Raw genomic sequence first — 21827 nt, forward strand, 5'->3', positions numbered from 1 at the left:
CAGCTTGTTGCCATTTGAAAAGCCGGGTTTGCCCGATCCGTTGAATTCAATTCACCGGACGGGCAAGTGGTATCGGGACACCGGCAGGCGCACTGCCGCCTACGGCATCTTGCGAAATAATCGCCTCGATCTGGGAAGAAGGCTGTGATGGCGCGGAATAGGCGCTTGGCAGTGCAGAATTGACCGACGCAATGGATGGAGCCGCCAAGACCGAAGAACAGGCCTTTGGCAAATCCGACAGCATCATTGGACGCGGTTTGACCGGTTTTGCATTCGGGTCTTTTTTCGGCGGAGCCCATGGTTCTTTGGTGAACCACCAGGCGAGTGACTTGTCGCAACCGTCGCCGGCTGGAACAGCCGCCTGCGGTTTGCAACCGACAGCACCGGCCGGGCACTTGATACGAATATGGAAATGTTCGTCATGACCATAAATCGGTCTGATCTTGCCCATGTCGGAGCGGTCACCCGTCCATGTTTCACAAAGCTTCTTTTTGATCGCAGGGTTTACGAAAACCCGGTCCACCTGCGGATAGCTGGCCGCCTGCATCACAAGACGTGCGTGGGTAGAGGTCCAGCGATGCGGATTGACGGTCAGGAACTTGTTCTTGTCCAGCATCGAGGTGAACGGCAGGTTGTCACGCTCCTGCGGGGTCATCACGCGGTTTGGCATCGGTGTAAACCAGATGTCGGCATCAAGGCCGATCTGGTGCGATGCGTGACCAGACAACATCGGGCCACCCCGTGGCTGCGAAATATCGCCAACCAGCAATCCCGGCCAGCCGATTTTCTGCGCATCCTGTGAAAACTGCTCCAGCAATGCAATCAACTGCGGCTGACCCCAGTTGCGATTGCGCGACGGACGCATGGCCTGCCAGCCCGGCCCATCCTTGGGCAGGGCAACGGCACCCGACTGGCAACCCTTGGCATAAGATCCATAAGGCGACGAGGCGTTGGCATTGGGCAGGAGCGCTGCACCAAACAATTCCTTGGCAGGTTTGTCATCTAAAGCGTAGGCAGTGCCGCCCATGCCAATGTTGGATGAGAGGACCGCCAGCGCGACAACGCCGGTACGCCAGATGCCATCAAGTGTCGTTTTCATTCTCGTCTGCCGCATGTGAAAGTGATTTGCCCACAAGTCTAACTGAAAAGCGCATCAAGCTGAAACATCATTTTGGTGAAACAATGGTTCTGACGCCTCTGGAGACCGATCCGGATAATAAGGTTGTGAGCCACCCGCCTCTATATTTTGCCGCACTTTCGCTTATGCTTCTGGCACGCGATGACAAAACGGAGATGGACTGCATGCTATTTAACAGGCTGAAACCCTGCCTCATCACCTTGAGCGCATTATCGGTGTTGTCGACACCTTTTTCAGCCTCGGCGCAGGACGCCGACAAGTGGCGCAGCGGTATTTCCGCGATCGGCGAACTCAAATATCCCGAGGGGTTCGAACGTTTTGCTTATGTCAATCCCGAGGCGCCCAAAGGTGGCACGTTGCGTTTGTCGGCTAATGGCACGTTCGATACGCTTAATCTGTTGCTTGACAAAGGTGAGGCTGCCAACGGTTTGGGCCTCGTTTACGATACGCTGATGGTAAGCTCCGAAGAGGAGTTGTCAGCCTCTTACGGGCTGCTGGCGGAGGCTGTGAGCTTCCCCGATGATATCTCGAAAGCAGTTTTTCGTCTGCGAAAAGAAGCAAAATGGGCGGATGGCCAGCCTGTAACGCCAGAAGATGTCGTTTTCAGTTTTGAGAAAACCAAGGACCTCAGCACCAGTAAGGCGAATTATTACACCCACGTCAGCAAAGCCGAAGTGACAGGCGAACGCGAAGTGACCTTCACCTTCGATGAGGCAAACAACAAGGAATTACCGCAGATTGTCGGGCAATTGGCAATCGTGCCCAAACATTGGTGGGAGGGTACCGGCCCGGATGGTAAGCCACGCGATATTTCTCGCGTTACGCTGGAGCCGGTTATGGGGTCCGGTCCATACAAGGTCGCATCCGTTTCGTCAGGGTCTACGTTGACCTATGAATTGCGCGACGATTATTGGGGCAAGGACCTCAACGTCAATGTCGGGCAAAACAACTTCAAGACCATCAGCTACAGTTTCTTTACCGACCAGGATGTGGAATTTCAGGCCTTCAAATCCGGCACGATTGATTTCCGCCAGGAGCAGTCCTCCAGCCGTTGGGTCAAGCAATATGATTTTCCCGCCGTCAAGGATGGGCGCGTAACAAAAGAGGAGCTGCCGAATGTCTATCGCGCTGCTGGCATCATGCAGGCCTTTGTACCGAACCAGCGACGGGAAAAATTCCAGAACCCGAATATGCGAAAGGCACTCAATTACGCCTTCGATTTCGAGGATTTGAACAAGACGCTGGCATTCGGTCAGTTCCAGCGCATCAACAGTTTCTTCATGGGAAGCGAACTGGCGTCTTCCGGTTTGCCGACAGGCCGGGAGTTGGAAATTCTGACGGAGCTGAAGGATCAGGTTCCACCTGAGGTTTTCACCGCGGAATATCAAAACCCTGTTGCTGGTGATCCCGGCAAACAGCGGACTAATCTTCTTGAGGCGAAGAAGCTGATGGAACTGGCCGGTTATGAATTGCGCGGCAACAAGATGGTCAATGCGCAAACCGGCAAACAGCTTGATATCGAACTGCTGATCGATTCAGTTGGCATGGAGCGTACGGTCACGCCGTTCATCCAAAATCTGAAAAGGATCGGCGTCAACGCAACGCTGCGTACGGTAGATGCATCGCAATACGCCAACCGCGTGCGCAGCTTCGATTTTGACATGATTGTCAAACTTTGGGGAACCTCGGCCAGCCCAGGCAATGAGCAGGCTGATTACTGGGGATCGGCAGCAGCAGACCGCCCAGGGTCGGGGAACGTGGGCGGCATTAAGAACCCTGCCGTGGACGCCTTGGTACGAAAGGTCATTTTTGCGCCAAACCGTGATGAACAGGTGGCTGCTGCCCGTGCACTGGACCGTGTTCTGCTGGCAAACGCCTATGTGGTGCCGCAGTTCTATCGCGGCTTCAGTTCCATTGCCTATTGGAACACGTTGGTTCACCCGAAAGAACTGCCTGAATATGGGCTTGGTTTCCCCAATGCCTGGTGGTCCGCCAGCGCCGGAAAATGATGCGGGTCTTGCTTTATAAGCCAAGCCTTGATTCACATAGCAAATTACGAATCATACAGTGTGCGGGATCTGCCGCACTCCGGAAAGGAAACGGTTTGACGCAGCCGATGACAGCCGAACCCAACTCCCTGAAGCGGAGCACCTGATGGGAGCTTATATTCTGCGGCGTCTGGCCCTGATGATACCGACGATTGTCGGCATCATGGGCATTTCCTTCCTCGTCATCCAGTTTGCCCCGGGCGGGCCGGTGGAGCAGGTTATTGCCCAGCTTTCCGGTTCGGGTGACAGTGCTGCGGACAGGCTTTCCGGTGGTGGCAACATGCTCGGGCAGGCTGGCGCGTTTGATGAGGGTGGCGCCACCTATCGAGGTGCTCAGGGTCTCGACCCAGAGCTGATCGCCAAGCTGGAAAAGCAGTTCGGTTTCGACAAGCCGCCTTTGACCCGCTTTCTTGATATGATGTGGAATTATATCCGCTTCGATTTCGGCGAAAGTTTCTTCAAGGGCCGTTCGGTGGTGGATCTCATCATCGAAAAAATGCCCGTCTCCATCTCGCTCGGCATCTGGATAATGATCATTTCCTACATGATCTCCATTCCGCTCGGCATCAAAAAAGCGGTATCGGATGGTTCGACCTTTGACGTCTGGACGTCGGGCATCATCATCATCGGTTACGCTGTTCCAAGCTTTCTGTTTGGTATTCTGCTGATTGTGTTGTTTGCCGGTGGCTCGTTCTTTGACTGGTTTCCGCTGCGCGGCTTGGTCTCGGATAATTTTGATTCCCTTCCATGGTGGGAAAAGATCATCGACTATTTCTGGCACCTGGCGCTGCCATTGATCGCGCTGTCGCTGTCGGCCTTTGCGACAACGACCTTGTTGACGAAGAATTCCTTCATTGACGAGATCAAGAAGCAATATGTCGTCACGGCACGCGCCAAGGGATTGTCCGAACGCAAGGTCCTGTACGGCCATGTGTTCCGCAACGCCATGCTGATCGTGATTGCCGGTTTTCCTGGCGCTTTCATTTCAGCCTTCTTCACCGGATCTCTATTGATCGAGAATATCTTCTCGCTGGATGGTCTTGGCCGTCTCGGTTATCTCGCGGTCATCGAGCGCGATTATCCGATCGTCTTTGGGACGCTGTTCATCTTTTCGCTGATGGGGCTTGTTGTCGGGCTGGTGTCCGACGTCCTCTATACATGGATTGATCCTCGGATCGATTTCGAACGGAGGGACGTGTAATGGCCGACGTCACCTCGGGCATCGAAACTACAGCTGCAAAGCCGGACAAACCTTGGTTCTCTCCCACCACCAAACGCCGTTGGCAGAATTTTAAAGCCAACAGACGCGGATACTGGTCGTTCTGGTTGTTCCTGTTTCTGTTTATCGGCAGCCTTTTTGCCGAATTCATCGCCAACGATAAACCGATCCTCGCCTCCTACAAAGGCGAATTGCTGGTACCGGTTCTGGTGGATTATCCTGAAGAAAAGTTCGGCGGTTTTCTTGCACAGACGGATTACAAGTCATCCTTCATCCGTGAGGAAATTGAGAACAATGGCTGGATCATCTGGCCACCGATCCGCTATTCCTATCAGACGGTGAATTCCAACATTCCAAGTTCGGCACCCACGGCACCTTTCTGGATGCTGGACAGTGCGGAGCGTTGCAGTGCCTATCCGCTGGGTGACAAGGATCCGGACTGCGCGCTTGGCAACATGAACTGGCTGGGCACCGATAATCAGGCACGCGACGTGACCTCACGTATGATTTACGGCTTCCGTATCTCGGTTTTGTTTGGTCTGGCTCTGACCATTGCCTCGGCTATCGTCGGTGTGACGGCCGGTGCCGTGCAGGGTTATTTTGGTGGCTGGACCGACCTTTTGATGCAACGTTTCATCGAAATCTGGTCGTCCATGCCGGTGCTTTATATCCTGCTGATCATCGCATCGATCTTGCCGCCCGGCTTCTTTATTCTGCTCGGTATCCTGCTGTTGTTTTCATGGGTTGGGTTTGTCGGCATTGTGCGTGCCGAATTCCTGCGCGCCAGAAACTTTGAATATGTCAATGCCGCGCGCGCACTGGGTGTCGGCAACTGGACAATCATGTTCCGCCACCTGTTGCCCAATGCCATGGTGGCCACACTGACCTTCCTGCCGTTCATCCTGTCGGGATCAATTACCACGCTGACATCGCTGGATTTCCTTGGTTTCGGCATGCCGCCGGGCTCGCCTTCACTGGGGGAAATGATCTCTCAGGGTAAAAACAACCTGCAGGCACCGTGGCTTGGACTGACGGCATTCTTCACCATGTCCATCATGCTTTCACTGCTGATCTTTGTCGGCGAGGCCGTGCGCGATGCCTTTGATCCGCGCAAGACATTCCGGTGAGCGCGATGTCGAACAAAGTGGCCGATACAATGACCAAACCCATTCTTTCCGTCCGTAACCTGTCGGTAGCCTTTCATCAGGGCGGCAGCCAAAGCATTGCTGTCGACGGCGTGTCCTTCGATATCATGCCGGGCGAAGTGGTGGCGCTCGTTGGGGAATCCGGGTCCGGAAAATCAGTGACAGCAAACTCGATTTTGAAATTGCTGCCTTATCCGGCCGCCAGCCATCCCTCCGGTGAAATCCTGTTTGAAGACAAGGATATGCTGAAGCTGCCGGAGCGCGAATTACGTGCCGTGCGCGGCAACGACATCACCATGATTTTCCAGGAGCCGATGACCTCGCTTAATCCACTGCACACGATTGAGCGGCAGATTGGCGAAATTCTGGAACTGCATCAGGCCATGACAGGCACGCAGGCGCGTGCACGCATCCTGGAACTGTTGTTGCAGGTGGGTATTCGTGATCCCGAGAAACGCCTGAAAGCCTACCCACACGAATTGTCCGGCGGCCAACGTCAGCGTGTAATGATCGCCATGGCGCTAGCCAACCGGCCAAAGTTGCTGATTGCCGACGAACCGACGACAGCGCTTGATGTGACGGTGCAGGCCCAAATTCTGGAACTGTTGCGTAATCTGAAAGAACAGCACAGCATGTCCATGCTGTTCATTACCCACGACCTTGGCATTGTTCGCAAATTCGCCGACCGTGTCTGCGTGATGACCAAGGGCAAGATCGTTGAAACAGGTCCTGTCGAGCAAGTGTTCAACACACCGCAACATGCCTATACCCGCCATCTCCTAGCTGCCGAACCGAAGGGTGAGCCGCCCCATTCGGATGACAGCAAACCGGTGGTGATGCAGGGCGATGACATCAAGGTCTGGTTCCCGATCAAGGCTGGCCTGATGCGCAGGGTCGTTGATCACGTCAAGGCCGTCGATGGTATCGATCTGACGCTACGGGCAGGGCAGACACTCGGTGTTGTCGGTGAATCCGGCTCTGGCAAGACCACGCTCGGCCTGGCGCTGGCGCGCTTGATAAGGTCACAAGGGCGGATCAGTTTTCTCGGAAACCAGATCGACGGTTATTCCTTCGAAGATATGAAACCGCTCAGAAACCGCTTGCAGGTGGTGTTTCAGGATCCCTATGGATCGCTGAGCCCGCGCATGTCGGTGGGTGAGATCGTCGCTGAAGGCCTGAAAGTGCATGAAAAGGCACTGTCGTCGGAAGAGCGTGACCGGCGCGTGGCATCAGTGCTGGAAGAGGTGGGTCTTGATCCGGCAACCCGCTGGCGTTACCCGCACGAGTTTTCCGGTGGGCAGCGGCAGCGTATCGCCATTGCACGGGCAATGGTGTTAAAGCCTCGTTTCGTGATGCTGGATGAACCGACGTCAGCGCTTGATATGAGCGTGCAGGCGCAGGTGGTGGACTTGCTGCGTGATCTGCAGGCCAAACATGATCTTGCTTATCTGTTCATCAGCCATGACCTGAAAGTGGTCAAGGCACTGGCCAATGAGGTCATCGTCATGCGGCAGGGCAAGGTGGTGGAAAAAGGTCCATCCACCCAGATATTCAACGCCCCGCAGCAGGATTATACCAAGGCACTGATGGCAGCGGCCTTTAATATCGAGGCCGTGGAAACACCAGCCGTCAATCAATAATTGGAAAGTCCCGGCACGGTGCGGGCTTTGTCCCGTGCCGGTTGTTATTCCCGCGTTAGGGCGTGATTTTGCCATTGCTTTCAGTTCGTGGCCGCCGCATGTTCCTCTCATCAGGGGAAGATGATGCGGGTAATGGGACTGGTGGAATGACAGCAGATGTAATCGTATTGGGTGCCGGTATCGTCGGCGTTTCCACGGCGCTGCAACTGGCACGCAAGGGCAAGAGTGTCGTCCTTGTTGACCGGCGTGAACCGGGTGAAGAAACCTCATTTGGCAATGCCGGGCTTATCCAGCGTGAAGGTGTTGTGCCATACGGTTTTCCGCAGGACCCGGGAAAAATCCTTCGTTACGCATTAAACAATAGTATCGACGCGCATTACCACCTGTCCGCCTTGCCATCGGTGGTCTCGTTCCTGGCCAAATACTGGTGGAACTCCAATGCATCGCGTCATCAGGCGATCGCCCGTGCCTATGCGCCGCTGATCGAACATTCGATTTCCGAACATCAGATATTGATTGAAGCGGCTGGCGCAGGGCACCTCATCGCCAAGAATGGCTGGATGGAGGCGTATCGAACACCTGAAAAGCGCGATGCCGAATATGCAGAGGCTGATCGCATTTCCGCGCAATATGGCGTGCGTTATACCCGGTTGAGCAAGGGGGAACTGGAACAGGCGGAACCGCATCTCAGCCATGATTTTGTCGGCGCGTTGAAATGGGAAGACCCCTGGTCGGTTCTCGATCCCCGCGGCCTGACGATGGCTTATCTGGCTCTGTTCCAAAGCCTTGGCGGCAAGTTCATAAAAGGAGATGCAACAACCCTTGCGCAAACCGCAACCGGCTGGAAAGTGCGCACGCTGGATGGAGCGGTTGAAGCTGCCGAAGTGGTTTTGGCGCTTGGACCATGGGCGGGTGAGGTCACACGTAAGCTGGGTTATCGTTTCACGCTTGGCGTAAAACGCGGTTATCACATGCATTATAATTTGCGTGATGGCGCCAAGCTGAACAACTGGCTTCTGGACGGTGAACGCGGATATTTCCTCGCTCCTATGAGTAAGGGCATTCGCATGACAACAGGCGCAGAGTTTGCCCGTCGCGATGCGCCGAAAACGCCTGTTCAGCTTGACCGCGCCGAAAAGGTTGCCCGGACGATCCTGCCGCTTGGTGACAGGCTGGATGCCGAACCCTGGATGGGTGCGCGACCCTGCACCACAGACATGATGCCGATTATCGGTCAAGCGCCGCGCCATAAAAGCCTGTGGTTTGCGTTTGGACATGCTCACCACGGATTGACGCTTGGGCCAATTACCGGTCGTATTCTGGCCGAGATGATGAATGGCGAAACGACAGTCATTCCCGCCGATGCCTACCGCCCGGAACGCTTCAACCCGTGAAGATCGGGCGGATCAATATCTGACCAATCAATTGATTTTTCAATCAAATGATTGGTCGATTTCGTTAAGCTTGTACTTGATTACCTGAAAAAAGATCGTTTAGAAAATGCTCTTGCATTCAGCAAGAAAACAAGACAGAAGCACTCAAGTAATGCAACCGTCTTGGGTTTTACTAACCTTAAGCGTGTGGTGGTGGGGACCGGCCCGATAAATGTCAGGCAACCACATGACAGCGTCGTTCAGCCTTATGGCTGTTATCCAGCGACACTCAGAGTGATTGATCTTTGCATCGCGCTCGCCGGGAAGCATTTTGTTCTCCGGCCCGATGCATGAGTAGACAAGGATGAGAGGACAAATTTATGAATGAAGCTTTTGTTCCTGTCGGAAGGCAGGCAGCTTTTGAACGCGGCAGCTTCACTGGCAGCGCCAAGGAATATTTCGGCATCTGGATCGTCAACATTCTCCTGACGATCGTGACAATTGGCATTTATTCCGCCTGGGCAAAGGTGCGCCGCAAACGTTACTTCAATGGTAACACCGTTCTTCACGGCCGCGCTTTTGGCTACCACGCCACCGGCGGACAGATTTTCAAAGGCCGTCTGATTGCCTTTGGTTTCATCATTGTCATGAACGTTCTGGCGTATCTTATCCCGCCTGCCGCTCTGATTTCACCGATCGTTATCTTTATTTTCCTGCCGTGGCTGATCATGCGCAGCATTCGTTTTAACGCACGCGTCACCAGCTATCGTAATGTTCGTTTTGACTTTGTGGGCACCGCAGGTGGCGCATTTGTATCGATCCTGCTTGGCAGCATGGTTGCGTTCCTGTCTTTTGGCATTCTGGCACCGTTCAGCAGCCGTTGGGCCACCAATTATATTTTCGGCAACCTGCGTTATGGCGACCGTCCGTTCACAGCTGATCCGAAGATCGGCAAGCTTTACAAGGCATGGATCATTCCTGCCGTCATGGTCGTCGTCGGTGGTAGTGTATTTGGCGTGCTCGTAACAATGTTATTTATGGCCGTTTACTCTGGTACCGATGCGCCTCCCGCCGCCGGAATTCTGGGTGCGATTTATTTCGCAATGTTCGGTGCTTTCATCATCTATGGCTTCGCGGGTATCATATACCGCGTTGGCGTGCGCAATGTTGTCGTGTCGTCCATGTTGCTGGACGGAAAACACCAGCTGCAAAGTGACCTTGGCCGCGGCCGTTATTTGTGGATCGTTATTTCAAACCTCGTCGTCAGTGTGTTGAGCCTTGGTCTGATGCGCCCTTGGGCGGCGGTGCGCGAAGCACGTTACAGTGTCGAACACACGGCAATTCGTTTTGACGGCGATGTAGGCGAAGTTCTATCGTCCATTGAAGCAACGGGCGCTGCGGTCAGCGCCGAATATATGGACATGGAAGGCTTTGAGTTTGGTTTCTGATATCAGGAACATGGTTTCGGGCGAGTGGCATGCCGCTCGCTCGAACATTTCAAACCCCGCACAACTCAAACTCAGTGGCCACATGCTGCTGGTTTATGGTGCCAACGACAACAGGGTTTATGTGCAGGCTGATATCGAACTGGTCGAGGTCAGCCAGCGCGTCGGCTCCATTCCCAGGGAAATCGCCTTTCCTGATGGCTCGCTGTTTGAAACACCGGATAATGACGGCATTGACGCATTGCTGCGTCATCACCGTAAAAAGGGTGTCGGCGTTGTCCATTGGCTGGAACAGTTTCGGCCCCGGCTGATCGGTATTACAGCTGCGGCAGTTTTACTTGCTTACGCTACCTATCGGCTGGCACTGCCCGCCATGGTGGAGCTTGCCGTTGCCGTCACCCCGCCCATGGTGCCGGAGTTGATGTCGTCCAGCACCATGGCAGCACTGGATCGTACGGCTTTTTCGCCGAGTGAACTGACCAACGAAAAACAGGATGAAATCCGGCAGGACTTTGCCAAGATCGCCGCGCATGCCGAGGGGGCGCCTGAAGATTACAAGCTAAACTTCCGTAAGGGCGGGGTCATCGGTCCCAATGCCTTTGCGCTGCCCGATGGTACACTTGTCGTTACCGATGAGCTGGTTTCAGTGGCGGGCGACGATCTGCAGATGATCACCGGTGTTCTGGCCCACGAGATTGGCCATGTCGAATATGAACACAGTCTGCGCCAGCTTTACCGCGCAGCCGGTTTGGCCGGTCTGGTCATGCTGGTGGCGGGTGACGTTGGTTCTGCCATGGAAGATATTCTGACGCAGGGCGGTGGTCTTCTGGCCCTGTCGCATTCACGTGATGCAGAAGCCGAAGCCGACAGGCGCTCGGTGGAATTGATGCGGGCTGCTGGCCTCGATGCCACGGCGATTGAACGGTTCTTTGCGCTGATGGAAAAAGAGTTCGGTGATCACGACAAGACAAGCATGCTCTCAACCCATCCCGGTACACCGGAACGGCGTGAGGCAATCATCAATTACGATAAGGAATTACAGAACCGCTGAATGCCTTGAGGCGCGGTGCCTCAAGGCTTCCTGTCAGTTCGACGGGCCTTCGTTGAAGCCGACTTCGTCCACCAGTTCCGAAGCTTCTTTTCTGTGCGCGGCAATCTCGGTCAGGGACAGTGGGTCCGGCTTGATCGGGCCAAAATCTTTGACGACGTCGGAAGGCTGCGCACCCGGCAGAACCGGATATTCAAACACTTCCTTTGCGTAGATTTCCTGCGCCTCACCAGAGGCCAGGAACTCCATCAGCTTCAGCGCATTGTCGCGGTTCGGAGCATATTTCGTCATCGCAACGCCCGAGATATTGACGTGTGTGCCGCGATCTTTGGCGTTGGGGAAAATGACCCGCACAGCACCGGCCCATTCTTTTTCTTCCGGCTCCTTGTCATTGGTCAGCATCAGGCCGACGTAATAGGTATTGCCAAGCGCGATATCGCACTCGCCGGAAAAGATCGATTTCGCCTGGGTGCGGTCAGTACCGTCAGGCTTGCGGGCCAGATTGTTTTTCAGACCGGTCAGCCATTCGCGGGTATAGTCAACACCGTGATGGGCAATCATCGAGGCAAACAGCGCAATATTGTAGGAATGCTGGCCATCACGAATGCAGATGCGGCCTTTCCACTTCGGGTCTGACAGCTCCTCGTAGGTGATGTCCTTTTGTGTCACGCGGTCCTTGGAAGCGTAAACAACACGGCCACGTGTCGTCAGGCCGAACCACTCGCCCTCCGGGTCGCGCAGATTGGCCGGAATGTCCTTTTCAATGATCGGATCATTCAGCACAGGCTGCGTAACGCCGCCCTCCTTGGCCTCGACCAAACGTGCAATATCAACCGTCAGCAGAATATCGGCAGGCGAATTGACGCCCTCGGCCTGAATGCGCTCGACAAGCCCTTTATCCAGAAACAGCACATTGGTTTCGATGCCGGTTTCTTTGGTAAAGGCGTCCAGCAGCGGCTGAATGAGTTCCGGTTGGCGGTAGGAGTAAACATTGACTTCACCGTTGGCGAAAGCTGTGGAAACACCGGAGCAAAATAAGCATCCTGTTAACGCAGCCCAAAAAACGCGAGGTTTCACGCTTGCCATTGGCCTAGCCTCCATTACATTGCCATTGTTGAGTTGTTTGTTCATGATTCAAGGGAATGGTCAACACGGCTATTTCAGCAATTCTGAAATTTAATGGAATTTTTTCCAATCTTGGAATTGTTCTAAACTGAAAAACAGACTATATAACTCCACAAAGAGAGTTAGGAGATCAGCATGCGCTTGACAAAACAGACCAATTACGCCGTTCGCATGTTGATGTATTGCGCAGCGAATGACGGCAATCTCAGCCGTATCCCGGAAATCGCCAAGGCTTATGGCGTATCCGAATTGTTCCTGTTCAAAATCCTCCAGCCACTGAACAAGGCAGGTCTGGTCGAGACGGTTCGTGGTCGTAACGGTGGTGTGCGTCTGGGCAAGCCAGCTGACAAGATCAGCCTGTTTGACGTTGTCCGCGTCACCGAAGACAGCTTTGCCATGGCGGAGTGCTTTGAAGATGGTGCCGTCGAGTGTCCACTTGTTGACAGCTGCGGGCTCAACTCGGCGCTGCGTAAGGCTCTGAATGCCTTCTTTGACGTGCTGGCAGAGTATTCCATTGATGATCTGGTCAAGGCCCGTCCACAGATTGGCTTCCTGCTTGGTCTTGATGACATGCCAGCCAGGCGCCCTGCGGCAAAGACAACGGCCTCTGCGCCTGTCGCGCCTGCAGCCTGATAATTCGTAGACAGAGATTTTCAAAAACCCGCACTTTGTGCGGGTTTTTTTTGGCGAAAAGCAAAACCTGCTTCGCATCTTCCGGCATAGTCGTTAGGTTGATATCAGAATATCCGCCTGTCTTGCATCGCAACATACCGATTGTATTCCTGCCGTGATTACCAAACCAGAGATCCTCACCCTGCTGCTGACGGTTGTCGTTGGTACTGCCGGGGCCGCACTTGCAGCAATTGCAGGTATTCCTGCACCATTTCTTTCCGGCCCCGCACTTGCCGTTACAATGTGCGGACTTTTCGGCCTCAAACTTGATATTCCCAAACGCATCCGTGATGCCTGCTTCGTGCTTGTTGGCATTTCCATGGGCACCAGCGTAACGCCGGAAATATTCCACGCCGCAAAATCCTGGCCTTTGAGTTTCGTCGCGGTCGTCGTTACCGTTGTCCTGCTACTGTATTGCGGATACTGGCTGCTGCATTACGTGTTCCGTTATGACCGTACCACCGCCATGCTTGCCGCATCGCCCGGCCATCTCAGCTACATCATCAGCCTGAGTGCTGAAACGCGCAGCGACCTTGCCAGCATCAGCATCATTCAAAGTGTACGCGTTCTTGCTTTGACGCTGTCCGTTCCACTGATCGTTGAATATTTCGATCTCGTCAGCACCGATATTTCCGCACCGGCCGCCGCCATGAACCCGGTTGTGCTTGTCGTGACATTTGCCTGCGCACTGCTGCTCGGCATGCTGTTTATCCGCTGGCGTTTTCCTGCTGCTCTGCTTTTGGGTGGCATGGTCGTTTCCGTTGCTACCCATATTACGGGCTTTACCGCAGGTGCTGTGCCGCCATGGGCCATCCAGCCGACCTATATTCTGATCGGCTGTCTGATCGGTCTACGATTTTACAACGTTTCGATTGGCGAACTGAAACGCGCCTTTATCGCCGGTGGCGTTTTGACCATCGTTGTAGTGGGCATTGCCGGTGCCATTGCGCTCACCATTTCAAATCTCACTGGCGTGCCCCTGAATGCCGTGATGATTGCCTTTGCGCCCGGTGGACTGGAGACCATGGCCGCCATGGCCATCATGATGCATGCCGATGCCACCTATGTTGGCTCGCACCATATTTTGCGGCTGCTGTTTTTATCATTCCTGATGCCGGCTGTTCTCAAAAGAACAAGCAGACCGGAAGGCAGGGATGCTGGCAAATAACAGGCTGCGACGTCGCATCCGGTTGCCCGGTTGGTCGCAAACGAAAATCCCCGGCGCTGGACCGGGGATCAAACTGTCAGATTATTGGCGTTAGCGAACCAGTCGCACAGAGCCCACTGTGCCGCTGGAACCGGCAGAGCCGTAGGGCTCCAGCTGCCAGTTGGCGGAGTTGATGATCATCGAATTGACCACCATGGATATCTTGTTGGACTGATTGGTGGTCGAGTTATAGACCACGTCACGGTTCGGCAGATGGATGATGCCCTCCAGCTGCTCGCCCTTGGAGCCGTTGAAGATATATTGCTGCTTGTTGTTGCTGTTGGAGGAATTGCTGGTGTTTTCAAACATCAGAATGCCCTTGTACGTGCCGCTTGTTGGTGCGGTTGCCGTAAAGGTTAGTCCACCATTGGCGCGAATTTCGCTGTTAACGTCGGGGAAGTAGAAGGTCACGCCTTCTGCCACAACGGTCGCGCCGCTGTTGATGATCATACGTCCCTTGATGATATGCAATCCCGGCTCAAATGTAATTTTCGGGCTGCCGTTAAATGTCGTTGCACAGTGAACGCCCGGCTTCATCACCTGCGTCTGACCGTCGCGCGTGCCGCTTGTTGTGCAAATGGAGGAAACGGTCGGCTCGCTCAACTTGCCGGCATAGGGATTGTCAGCTGCGGCGCAACCCACTTCGAGATTGGTCAGCGTACCGCCATTCTTGATGTAATTTGTGCCCTTCACGCAGAACCGCATCGTGTTGATGGTGGAGCCGCTATTCATGATAAAGGCGGGGTTGCTGGTGGAGTGGACATCGACACCACATTTGGTGGCTTTGATATTGGCTCCGGAATTGATGAGTACAGCCTGGCTCTGCTTACCCATCACGTAAATGCACGGGCCGCCCGTGTCTGCCTTGTCGGCAATCGCGGTGGACGAGACTGAAATGTTCAGTTCATTCAGTCCAGCAAGACCCAGGAAGGATGGTTTGAATTTATCTGCGAATGTGCCGGTTACGCTGCCATCGGGATTGTTGCTGACCGTCAGCACCGCTGCGGAACTCATTTCAACGGGTTGGCCGTCTTTCGTTTCTTCCGGCAGAAACGCGCCCATGAAGTTTTCCACTTCCTGGCGCTGGCTTTTCGCGTCAGATTTCAAAACGGCAGCCAGAACGGCCGCATCCATTTTTTCCTGCAATTCCTGCTTTTTTGCAAAAGCATGCGACATATCAACGGCACCACCTGCTGCAACCAGCAGAACAGGTAACATCACGGCGGCCATAACACCAAAATTTCCGGAGCGGTCTGAAGTCAAGCCACGTAAAATCTGTTTTGTTTTAAATATTTTTGTTTCAAGTCGGGACATCATGTTCAACCGTCGTTTCATATCGAGACAAATCATTCGCTTATAAAATTGTTGTATTTTCAACGCTTTAATATTTTGAAAAGAGTGTAGGCCAACAAACGGTAAAAACGACGCTTGCATTTTTAGCAATTAAAGCGTGCGGTAAAATGATTGCTGCAATGACCTTTTTTAGGTTTGCGATCATTTATGAACGTGTTAGGCGAAATTGAAAATTTTCCTTCCTCCCATTCAGGTGCGTTATGAGAAAAGCAATCGTCGTCATGGGCGTCAGCGGCTGCGGCAAATCCACGGTCGGTGAAGCAATCGCTGCAAAGCTTGGCATTGAGTTTCAGGAAGGCGATCGCCTTCATCCTCAGTCGAATGTTGAGAAAATGGCAGCAGGCATTCCGCTAAACGACGACGATCGTTGGCCGTGGCTGGATTTGATTGGAGAGGAGCTGCGCAAAGGCATTGCCAAAGGCGGCATCGTCATTTCGTGCTCGTCGCTGAAAAAGACCTACCGCGAGCGCCTGCGCAACGCCTGCGACGGTGATCTCGCATTTGTGTTTCTGAATGGATCGCTTGAGCTGCTGACTGAGCGCATGGGCGCCCGCACCGGCCACTTCATGCCACTGTCATTGCTCACCAGCCAGTTGGCAACCTTGGAAGACCCGACCGGTGAACCGGGTGTGGTGACCGTCGATATCAGCCATAGCCCTGAGGTGATTGTTGAAAATGCCCTTGAAGGGCTGAAGCAGGCTTAAAGCCTTGCGACCCGGCCATTGTCCGGTGCGGCTTTCAATTCCCTGACATGAGAAAAGCGCGCCCTTGCAAACAGGACGCGCTTTTTATGGGTTAATTTACAGGCCCAAACGGTCGCGCAGGCCGTACCACCATGCGCCAAGGACCGTCAGTGGCACGCGGAATGTCTTGCCTCCGGGGAATGGCAGATTTGGCAGGGATGACCACACGTCGAAACGTTCGGCGTGACCGGCCACTGCTTCACCGAGAATCTTGCCGAGAAGATGGGTTGTCGTCACCCCATGGCCACTGTCACCATGCGAGAAGTAGACATTCTCGGCCAGTTTGCCCATATGCGGAATACGCGTCAAAGTCAGCGCAAAATTACCACTCCACGCAAACTCGATTTTTGTTTTTTCCAGCTGCGGGAAGGTCTTCAACATATTGGGGCGGATAACGCCGGTCAGATCTGCAGGGTCTGACCCGCCATAGCCGATACCACCGCCATAAAGCAGCCTGTTGTCGGAGGTGCGGCGGTAATAATCGAGAATGTAATTGGCGTCTTCGACACAGTAATTGGCAGGCAAAAGCTGCTCGATCAGATCGGCATCCAGCGGTTCCGTCGCCATGACCTGGCTCGACACCGGCATCATCCTGTCGCCAATTTGCGGCAGTAATTTACCGAGATACGCGTTGCCGCAGACCAGCACATATTTTGCAGTGACCTTGCCGGTTGCCGTCCGCACAATTGGATTTGCACCGAATTCAACCGCAGTAACGCGTGAGTTTTCGTAAATACGTCCACCGAGACTTTCGACCGCGGCGGCTTCGCCCAGCACCAGGTTAAGCGGATGAATATGTCCACCGAGTTTATCGATCATGCCCCCGGCATAACGATCGGTCTTGACGTATTTCGACACTTCTGCCTTTGAAACCATTTCGAGGCCGGTGTGCCCGTGTTTTTCCCAATGCGCCTTGTGCGCCTCCATTTCGCGGATTTGTTTATCGGTAAAGGCGGCGAAGAACCCGCCATGAATTAGATCGCAGGCGATTGAATATTTTGCCACACGGCTGCGGATAATCTCTCCGCCTTCCAGCGACATGGCTGCCAGTTTTAGCGCCTTGTCTTTTCCGTAACGCCCCGCAATGGTTTGCAGGTCGCGGCTGTAGCCGTTGACGATCTGGCCACCATTGCGACCGGATGCGCCAAAGCCAATTCGCTCGGCCTCAAGCACGACAACGGAGTAACCGCGTTCACTCAATTCAAGGGCAGCCGACGTTCCAGTAAAGCCGGCACCGATCACGCAGATATCAGCTTCAACATCGCCTTGAAGGGCAGGGCGGACATGTTTGTCATTGGCGGAAGCCGCATACCAGGAAGATGTGTGGCCGGGGTTTGTGCTCGCAGAAGAAACCATGCTCATGTCACACCGTCCTGATATATGCGTCATATTCGACGTCGGTTACGCGGAGCGAAAACTCGGAAAGCTCCTGTTGTTTGCAGGCGGAATATAGCGTGCGATATCTTTGTCCAAAGGTCGCGTAGGCAAAGCTGGATCGTGCAAAGCGCTGCAACGCATAGTCCCAGTTCGTCGGCAATGGTTCGTGGTTGATTGCGTGGCTGTCGCCAGCAATAGCGCCGCCGGGCTGACGCTTTTCCTTCATGCCGGTCAACGCTGCATTGAGGATCATTGCCAGCACCAGATAGGGGTTGGTATCAGCCCCAGCAACACGGTGCTCAATACGCGTGGCAGGTCGGCTGGCAGTAATTACCCGCACTGCAGCAGAGCGGTTGTCGAAACCCCATGAGGCATAGGTTGGTGCGTGTTCGCTGGGACGCAGGCGGCGGTAGGAGTTGGCGTGTGGTGCAAACACTGCCATGCTTTCGCCCATGTTTTCCAGAAGTCCTCCAACCGAATGCATCAGTGCATCGGACGGACCATCAGGCCCGATGAAGATGTTGTTGCCGTTTTCGTCCAGGACGGAAAAATGCACATGCATGCCATTGCCGGCCTGTGTGCCATAGGGTTTGGCCATGAAGGTGGCATCAAGGTCATGCTTGCGCGCAACACCCTTGACGATACGCTTCAGAAACACCGCAAAATCGGCGGCCCGTAGGGCATCCGGGACATGGTTGAGGTTGATCTCATATTGGCCGGGGCCATTTTCACGCAATGTCGTATCGGCCGCCACCTTCTGTTCGCGACACGCCGTTGCCACTTCGTGGAAGACGTTTTCGAAATCCTGTAATTCCGAAATCGAAAGCACCTGGGTCTGGCCGGTATGCCAGCGGCCTTCACGACTTTTCGGTGGACGGACAGGGTCAAGGGCAGAGCGCACAGGGTCGATCAGGTAAAACTCAAGTTCCGTTGCGACAACAGGTGTCAGACCCAGCTTTTTGTAGCGGTCCAGCACCTGCGCCAGCACGTGGCGTGGATCGGCGAAAAAGCCATTTCCATCGGCATTTTTCATCGCCAGCAGAACCTGCGCGGTCGGACGCCCAAGCCATGTCACGCGCGAAAGCGATTCCGGGACGGCGTAACAAATCCCGTCGGGATCACCTGTTCCTTCAGCAAGCCCGGCGGCGTTGACGTCCCGGCCCCAGATATCAAGGGCATAAACGGAGCGCGGCACGGCCATGCCTTTTTCGAGAATATCCAGCGCGCGCTCGCGCGGAATCCATTTGCCACGCGGAACACCGTTCACGTCGATGACAAAGGCTTCTAGAATTTCAATGTCGGGATTTTCGTTAAAAAAGGTCTTTGCGTATTCAATATTATCCATTCAGGCACCAAAGGTCTGTTTCCGTTCATGCGACATGTCCGCTTGTCGCTAACGAAAAACATCTCTTTGCTGGTAGATCAGAAAACGCGCCACCATAACCCGCAAACACCCCATTATCGGCCGGTCCGGTTAGGCCCAACCTTTCTTGATTGAGAGCATGTTACGTGCACTGCGTGCAGAAGGCCAGCCATAAAGCGCATTACGAGAGCGAGAGGTCACGAACTCTGCAATTGCAGCTGCAAAAACAACGCCCGCAGCAATTGATATGCTACGGGCTCGGAAAGTCAGTGATGTCGTTTGTTTTACTTCATTGTCGGCATGACGAACTCGGCGCCAGACTTGATGCCTGATGGCCAGCGGGCAGTGATGGTCTTTGTTTTGGTCCAGAACTTGATGGAGTCTGTACCGTGCTGGTTGAGGTCACCGAAGCTTGAAGCCTTCCAGCCGCCGAAGGAGTGGTAAGCCAGCGGAACAGGGATTGGTACGTTGACGCCAATCATGCCAATGTTGATGCGCGATGCAAAGTCACGAGCCGCATCACCATCGCGGGTGAAGATAGCAACGCCGTTGCCATATTCATGCTTCATCGGCAGATCGATAGCTTCTTCGTAGTTCTTGGCGCGGACAACCGACAGAACTGGTCCGAAAATTTCCTGCTTGTAGATATCCATGTCGGTCGTGACGTTGTCGAACAGGCAGCCGCCGACGAAATAACCGTCTTCATAACCCTGAAGCTTGAAGTTACGGCCGTCAACCAAGAGGTTTGCGCCCTGCTCAACGCCGCTGTCGATGAGACCCTTGACGCGTGCCTGCGCTTCCTTGGTGACCAGCGGGCCCATGTCGGCCTTGTCATCAGTGTAAGGACCGATCTTCAGGGCTTCGATTTGCGGGATCAGCTTTTCGACCAGACGGTTTGCTGTCTCTTCACCAACCGGAACGGCAACGGACACCGCCATGCAACGTTCGCCAGCAGAGCCGTAACCTGCACCCATCAGCGCATTGACAGCCTGATCGAGATCGGCGTCCGGCATGATGATCATATGGTTCTTCGCACCACCGAAGCACTGGGCACGCTTGCCGTTCATGGCAGCGGTACCATACACGTAACGGGCAATCGGCGTGGAGCCGACGAAGGATACTGCACCAATATCCGGGTCGGTCAGAATGGCATCGACGGCGCCCTTGTCGCCATTGACGACATTAAGGATGCCTGCCGGCAGACCAGCTTCGATCATCAGTTCTGCAAGGCGGATCGGCAGGGATGGATCCCGCTCAGATGGCTTGAGGATAAAGGCGTTACCACATGCAATGGCCGGTGCAAACATCCACATCGGGATCATGCCTGGGAAGTTAAACGGTGTGATACCGGCACCAACGCCAACAGGCTGGCGGATGGAATACATGTCAATGGCAGGGCCGGCACCTTCTGTGAACTCACCCTTGGACAGATGCGGAATGCCGCATACGAATTCGCAGACCTCAAGACCGCGGATAATGTCGCCCTTGGAATCATCTACCGTCTTGCCGTGTTCGCTGGAAAGCAGAACGGCAAGTTCGTCCAGGTGGGTGTTGAGAAGCTCAACGAACTTGAAGAATACGCGGGCACGGCGCTGCGGGTTGGTCGCGGCCCACTTTGGTTGTGCCTGCTTGGCGTTCTCAACAGCCGCACGGATTTCAGCTTCGCTGGCCAGTGCCACGGTTGCCTGAACTTCACCGGTTGCCGGGTTGAAAACATCAGATGTGCGCCCACTGGTGCCAGCAACATGTTTGCCGCCAATGAAATGACCGATTTCCTTCATGATGATCCTCCAAATTGAATTGGCGGCAGCATTACGCTTTGAATTGCACAAATCAATGGCCTGGAATAATCATCTGTTGTGCAAATTTCGACATAAGGGCTGACAGATGAATTGGGATGATGTGCGCTGTTTCCTGAGTGTGGCCCGTTCCGGGCAGTTTCTGGCCGCTGCAAAACGGCTGGGTGTCAACCACGCAACGCTGAGCCGTAGGGTATCTGCGTTGGAAACTTCGCTCGGTAGCCAGCTGTTCCTGCGCAGTACCAATGGATGCGAACTGACGGAGCAGGGTGCCCGCTTTCTGGTTTCTGCCGAACGCATGGAAGTGGAAATGATGAACGCCCAGGCAGATCTTGGCCGGGTGGATGCAGCGGTGGCCGGCACGGTGCGTATCGGTGCGCCTGACGGTTTCGGCGTCGCCTTCCTTGCCCCAAGGCTTGGGCCGCTGATCGCCCGTTATCCAGCCCTTCGGGTACAGCTTGTACCGGTTCCACGCTCGTTTTCGCTGTCACAACGTGAGGCGGACATTGCCATCACCATTGAACGACCCGAGCAGGGGCGACTGGTGTCCGCCAAGCTAACGGATTATTCACTCGGCCTTTATGCCTCGCGCAGCTATCTGGAGACGAAAGGCACGCCTCCGCAGCTGGAGGCGCTCAAAGACCATACCCGCATTGGTTACGTGGAAGATCTGATCTTCGCGCCATCGCTCAATTATACTGGCGAGATCATGCGCGATTGGGATGCCGCCTTTGAAATTTCCAGTGCCATTGGCCAGACGGAAGCGGTACGCTCGGGTGCAGGCATTGGCATTCTGCATGATTATATAGCGCGGCAATATCCTGAACTTGTCCGACTGTTTCCGCAGCACAGCATTTTGCGGTCCTACTGGACAACCTATCATGAATCGGCACGTGAACTGGTTCGTGTGCGCACTGTTGTGCAGTTTTTGCAGGAACTGATTGCCCAGGAGAAAAGAAACTTCACCTGATCCAGACATTTTGCCAGTAAATCAGTGTCCGTTAGCATTCAACGGGCCGGAAAATAAAAAATATTACTTTTGTTGCGAATGGCAATCATCACTGCCTTGACACAACCGACAGGGAAAGAGACTTGTAGGGCAGAAAAACACCATTCCTGCATGAAAAGACCC

17 protein-coding genes are annotated in these 21827 nt (G+C 54.3%); 11 read left to right on the plus strand and 6 right to left on the minus strand.

Going from position 1 to position 21827, the window contains the following annotated elements:
* Positions 1–46 precede the first annotated feature (46 nt).
* Complete coding sequence (gene mepA, locus PYL13_RS03465; protein ID WP_441296618.1) at positions 47–1099, minus strand: penicillin-insensitive murein endopeptidase; 1053 nt, start codon at positions 1097–1099, stop codon at positions 47–49.
* Positions 1100–1302: 203 nt separating this feature from the next.
* Here mepA and PYL13_RS03470 point away from each other — a divergent pair, with 203 nt between their 5' ends.
* The 7 genes from PYL13_RS03470 (at position 1303) to PYL13_RS03500 (ending at position 11059) form a co-directional block, all read left to right on the plus strand.
* Entirely contained in the window at positions 1303–3147 is a 1845-nt protein-coding gene (locus PYL13_RS03470; RefSeq protein WP_275641364.1) for an extracellular solute-binding protein, read from the plus strand.
* A gap of 145 nt (positions 3148–3292) precedes the next feature.
* On the plus strand, positions 3293–4387 hold the full coding sequence (locus PYL13_RS03475; RefSeq protein WP_250983483.1) for a microcin C ABC transporter permease YejB: 1095 nt from the start codon (positions 3293–3295) through the stop codon (positions 4385–4387).
* On the plus strand, positions 4387–5532 hold the full coding sequence (locus PYL13_RS03480) for an ABC transporter permease (protein ID WP_275640499.1): 1146 nt from the start codon (positions 4387–4389) through the stop codon (positions 5530–5532). Before PYL13_RS03475 ends, PYL13_RS03480 begins: the two co-directional genes overlap by 1 nt.
* A gap of 29 nt (positions 5533–5561) precedes the next feature.
* Entirely contained in the window at positions 5562–7190 is a 1629-nt protein-coding gene (locus tag PYL13_RS03485; RefSeq protein WP_192487824.1) for an ABC transporter ATP-binding protein, read from the plus strand.
* Between the two features lie 146 nt (positions 7191–7336).
* Complete coding sequence (locus PYL13_RS03490; protein WP_250983485.1) at positions 7337–8584, plus strand: NAD(P)/FAD-dependent oxidoreductase; 1248 nt, start codon at positions 7337–7339, stop codon at positions 8582–8584.
* A 359-nt stretch (positions 8585–8943) separates the two neighbouring features.
* The gene (locus PYL13_RS03495) at positions 8944–10011 is read left to right on the plus strand and encodes a YjgN family protein (protein WP_275640500.1); all 1068 of its coding nucleotides are present in this window, start codon (positions 8944–8946) and stop codon (positions 10009–10011) included.
* Positions 10001–11059 carry a M48 family metallopeptidase gene (locus tag PYL13_RS03500; protein ID WP_275641365.1) on the plus strand — a complete coding sequence of 353 codons (1059 nt, stop codon included), beginning with the start codon at positions 10001–10003 and terminating at the stop codon, positions 11057–11059. The genes PYL13_RS03495 and PYL13_RS03500 overlap by 11 nt, the downstream gene beginning before the upstream one ends.
* Before the next feature lie 33 nt (positions 11060–11092).
* On the opposite strand, the gene PYL13_RS03505 is transcribed toward PYL13_RS03500, so the two are convergent.
* The gene (locus PYL13_RS03505; protein ID WP_441296654.1) at positions 11093–12157 is read right to left on the minus strand and encodes a Fe(3+) ABC transporter substrate-binding protein; all 1065 of its coding nucleotides are present in this window, start codon (positions 12155–12157) and stop codon (positions 11093–11095) included.
* A 159-nt stretch (positions 12158–12316) separates the two neighbouring features.
* Here PYL13_RS03505 and rirA point away from each other — a divergent pair, with 159 nt between their 5' ends.
* Together rirA and PYL13_RS03515 are read left to right on the plus strand one after the other, a co-directional pair.
* A complete protein-coding gene (gene rirA, locus PYL13_RS03510) occupies positions 12317–12814 on the plus strand; it encodes an iron-responsive transcriptional regulator RirA (RefSeq protein WP_250983489.1) in 498 nt (165 codons plus the stop codon).
* 154 nt (positions 12815–12968) lie between these two features.
* Positions 12969–14021, plus strand: a complete 1053-nt coding sequence (locus PYL13_RS03515; RefSeq protein ID WP_275640502.1) for an AbrB family transcriptional regulator — start codon at positions 12969–12971, stop codon at positions 14019–14021.
* Between the two features lie 90 nt (positions 14022–14111).
* Here PYL13_RS03515 and PYL13_RS03520 read toward each other — a convergent pair whose 3' ends face one another.
* Positions 14112–15410 carry a TadE/TadG family type IV pilus assembly protein gene (locus PYL13_RS03520; RefSeq protein WP_441296619.1) on the minus strand — a complete coding sequence of 433 codons (1299 nt, stop codon included), beginning with the start codon at positions 15408–15410 and terminating at the stop codon, positions 14112–14114.
* 203 nt (positions 15411–15613) lie between these two features.
* Here PYL13_RS03520 and PYL13_RS03525 point away from each other — a divergent pair, with 203 nt between their 5' ends.
* Positions 15614–16117 (plus strand): gluconokinase, encoded by a 504-nt coding sequence (locus PYL13_RS03525; protein ID WP_259147666.1) that lies wholly within the window; start codon positions 15614–15616, stop codon positions 16115–16117.
* Between the two features lie 96 nt (positions 16118–16213).
* Here PYL13_RS03525 and PYL13_RS03530 read toward each other — a convergent pair whose 3' ends face one another.
* The 3 genes from PYL13_RS03530 to PYL13_RS03540 form a co-directional block, all read right to left on the minus strand.
* On the minus strand, positions 16214–17512 hold the full coding sequence (locus PYL13_RS03530; protein ID WP_441296655.1) for an NAD(P)/FAD-dependent oxidoreductase: 1299 nt from the start codon (positions 17510–17512) through the stop codon (positions 16214–16216).
* A gap of 7 nt (positions 17513–17519) precedes the next feature.
* A complete protein-coding gene (locus PYL13_RS03535; protein WP_275640504.1) occupies positions 17520–18878 on the minus strand; it encodes a glutamine synthetase family protein in 1359 nt (452 codons plus the stop codon).
* A 302-nt stretch (positions 18879–19180) separates the two neighbouring features.
* On the minus strand, positions 19181–20677 hold the full coding sequence (locus PYL13_RS03540) for a CoA-acylating methylmalonate-semialdehyde dehydrogenase (protein WP_275640505.1): 1497 nt from the start codon (positions 20675–20677) through the stop codon (positions 19181–19183).
* A 106-nt stretch (positions 20678–20783) separates the two neighbouring features.
* On the opposite strand from PYL13_RS03540, the gene PYL13_RS03545 reads away from it, so the two are divergent.
* Entirely contained in the window at positions 20784–21665 is an 882-nt protein-coding gene (locus PYL13_RS03545) for a LysR family transcriptional regulator (protein ID WP_250983495.1), read from the plus strand.
* The last annotated feature ends 162 nt before the right edge of the window (positions 21666–21827 follow it).

It is taken from the genome of Agrobacterium sp. Azo12 (assembly GCF_029193765.2).
In the GTDB taxonomy this organism is placed as follows: domain Bacteria; phylum Pseudomonadota; class Alphaproteobacteria; order Rhizobiales; family Rhizobiaceae; genus Agrobacterium.

Excerpts from the sequence above, each read along its gene's own strand:
- PYL13_RS03520 (WP_441296619.1), bottom strand. The coding sequence starts at position 15,410 with ATGATTTGTCTCGATATGAAACGACGGTTGAACATGATGTCCCGACTT.
- PYL13_RS03480 (WP_275640499.1), top strand. The coding sequence starts at position 4,387 with ATGGCCGACGTCACCTCGGGCATCGAAACTACAGCTGCAAAGCCGGAC.
- PYL13_RS03525 (WP_259147666.1), top strand. The coding sequence starts at position 15,614 with ATGAGAAAAGCAATCGTCGTCATGGGCGTCAGCGGCTGCGGCAAATCC.
- PYL13_RS03475 (WP_250983483.1), top strand. The coding sequence starts at position 3,293 with ATGGGAGCTTATATTCTGCGGCGTCTGGCCCTGATGATACCGACGATT.
- PYL13_RS03545 (WP_250983495.1), top strand. The coding sequence starts at position 20,784 with ATGAATTGGGATGATGTGCGCTGTTTCCTGAGTGTGGCCCGTTCCGGG.
- PYL13_RS03495 (WP_275640500.1), top strand. The coding sequence starts at position 8,944 with ATGAATGAAGCTTTTGTTCCTGTCGGAAGGCAGGCAGCTTTTGAACGC.
- PYL13_RS03485 (WP_192487824.1), top strand. The coding sequence starts at position 5,562 with ATGACCAAACCCATTCTTTCCGTCCGTAACCTGTCGGTAGCCTTTCAT.
- PYL13_RS03530 (WP_441296655.1), bottom strand. The coding sequence starts at position 17,512 with ATGGTTTCTTCTGCGAGCACAAACCCCGGCCACACATCTTCCTGGTAT.
- PYL13_RS03470 (WP_275641364.1), top strand. The coding sequence starts at position 1,303 with ATGCTATTTAACAGGCTGAAACCCTGCCTCATCACCTTGAGCGCATTA.
- PYL13_RS03490 (WP_250983485.1), top strand. The coding sequence starts at position 7,337 with ATGACAGCAGATGTAATCGTATTGGGTGCCGGTATCGTCGGCGTTTCC.
- PYL13_RS03505 (WP_441296654.1), bottom strand. The coding sequence starts at position 12,157 with ATGGAGGCTAGGCCAATGGCAAGCGTGAAACCTCGCGTTTTTTGGGCT.
- PYL13_RS03540 (WP_275640505.1), bottom strand. The coding sequence starts at position 20,677 with ATGAAGGAAATCGGTCATTTCATTGGCGGCAAACATGTTGCTGGCACC.
- PYL13_RS03535 (WP_275640504.1), bottom strand. The coding sequence starts at position 18,878 with ATGGATAATATTGAATACGCAAAGACCTTTTTTAACGAAAATCCCGAC.
- rirA (WP_250983489.1), top strand. The coding sequence starts at position 12,317 with ATGCGCTTGACAAAACAGACCAATTACGCCGTTCGCATGTTGATGTAT.
- mepA (WP_441296618.1), bottom strand. The coding sequence starts at position 1,099 with ATGAAAACGACACTTGATGGCATCTGGCGTACCGGCGTTGTCGCGCTG.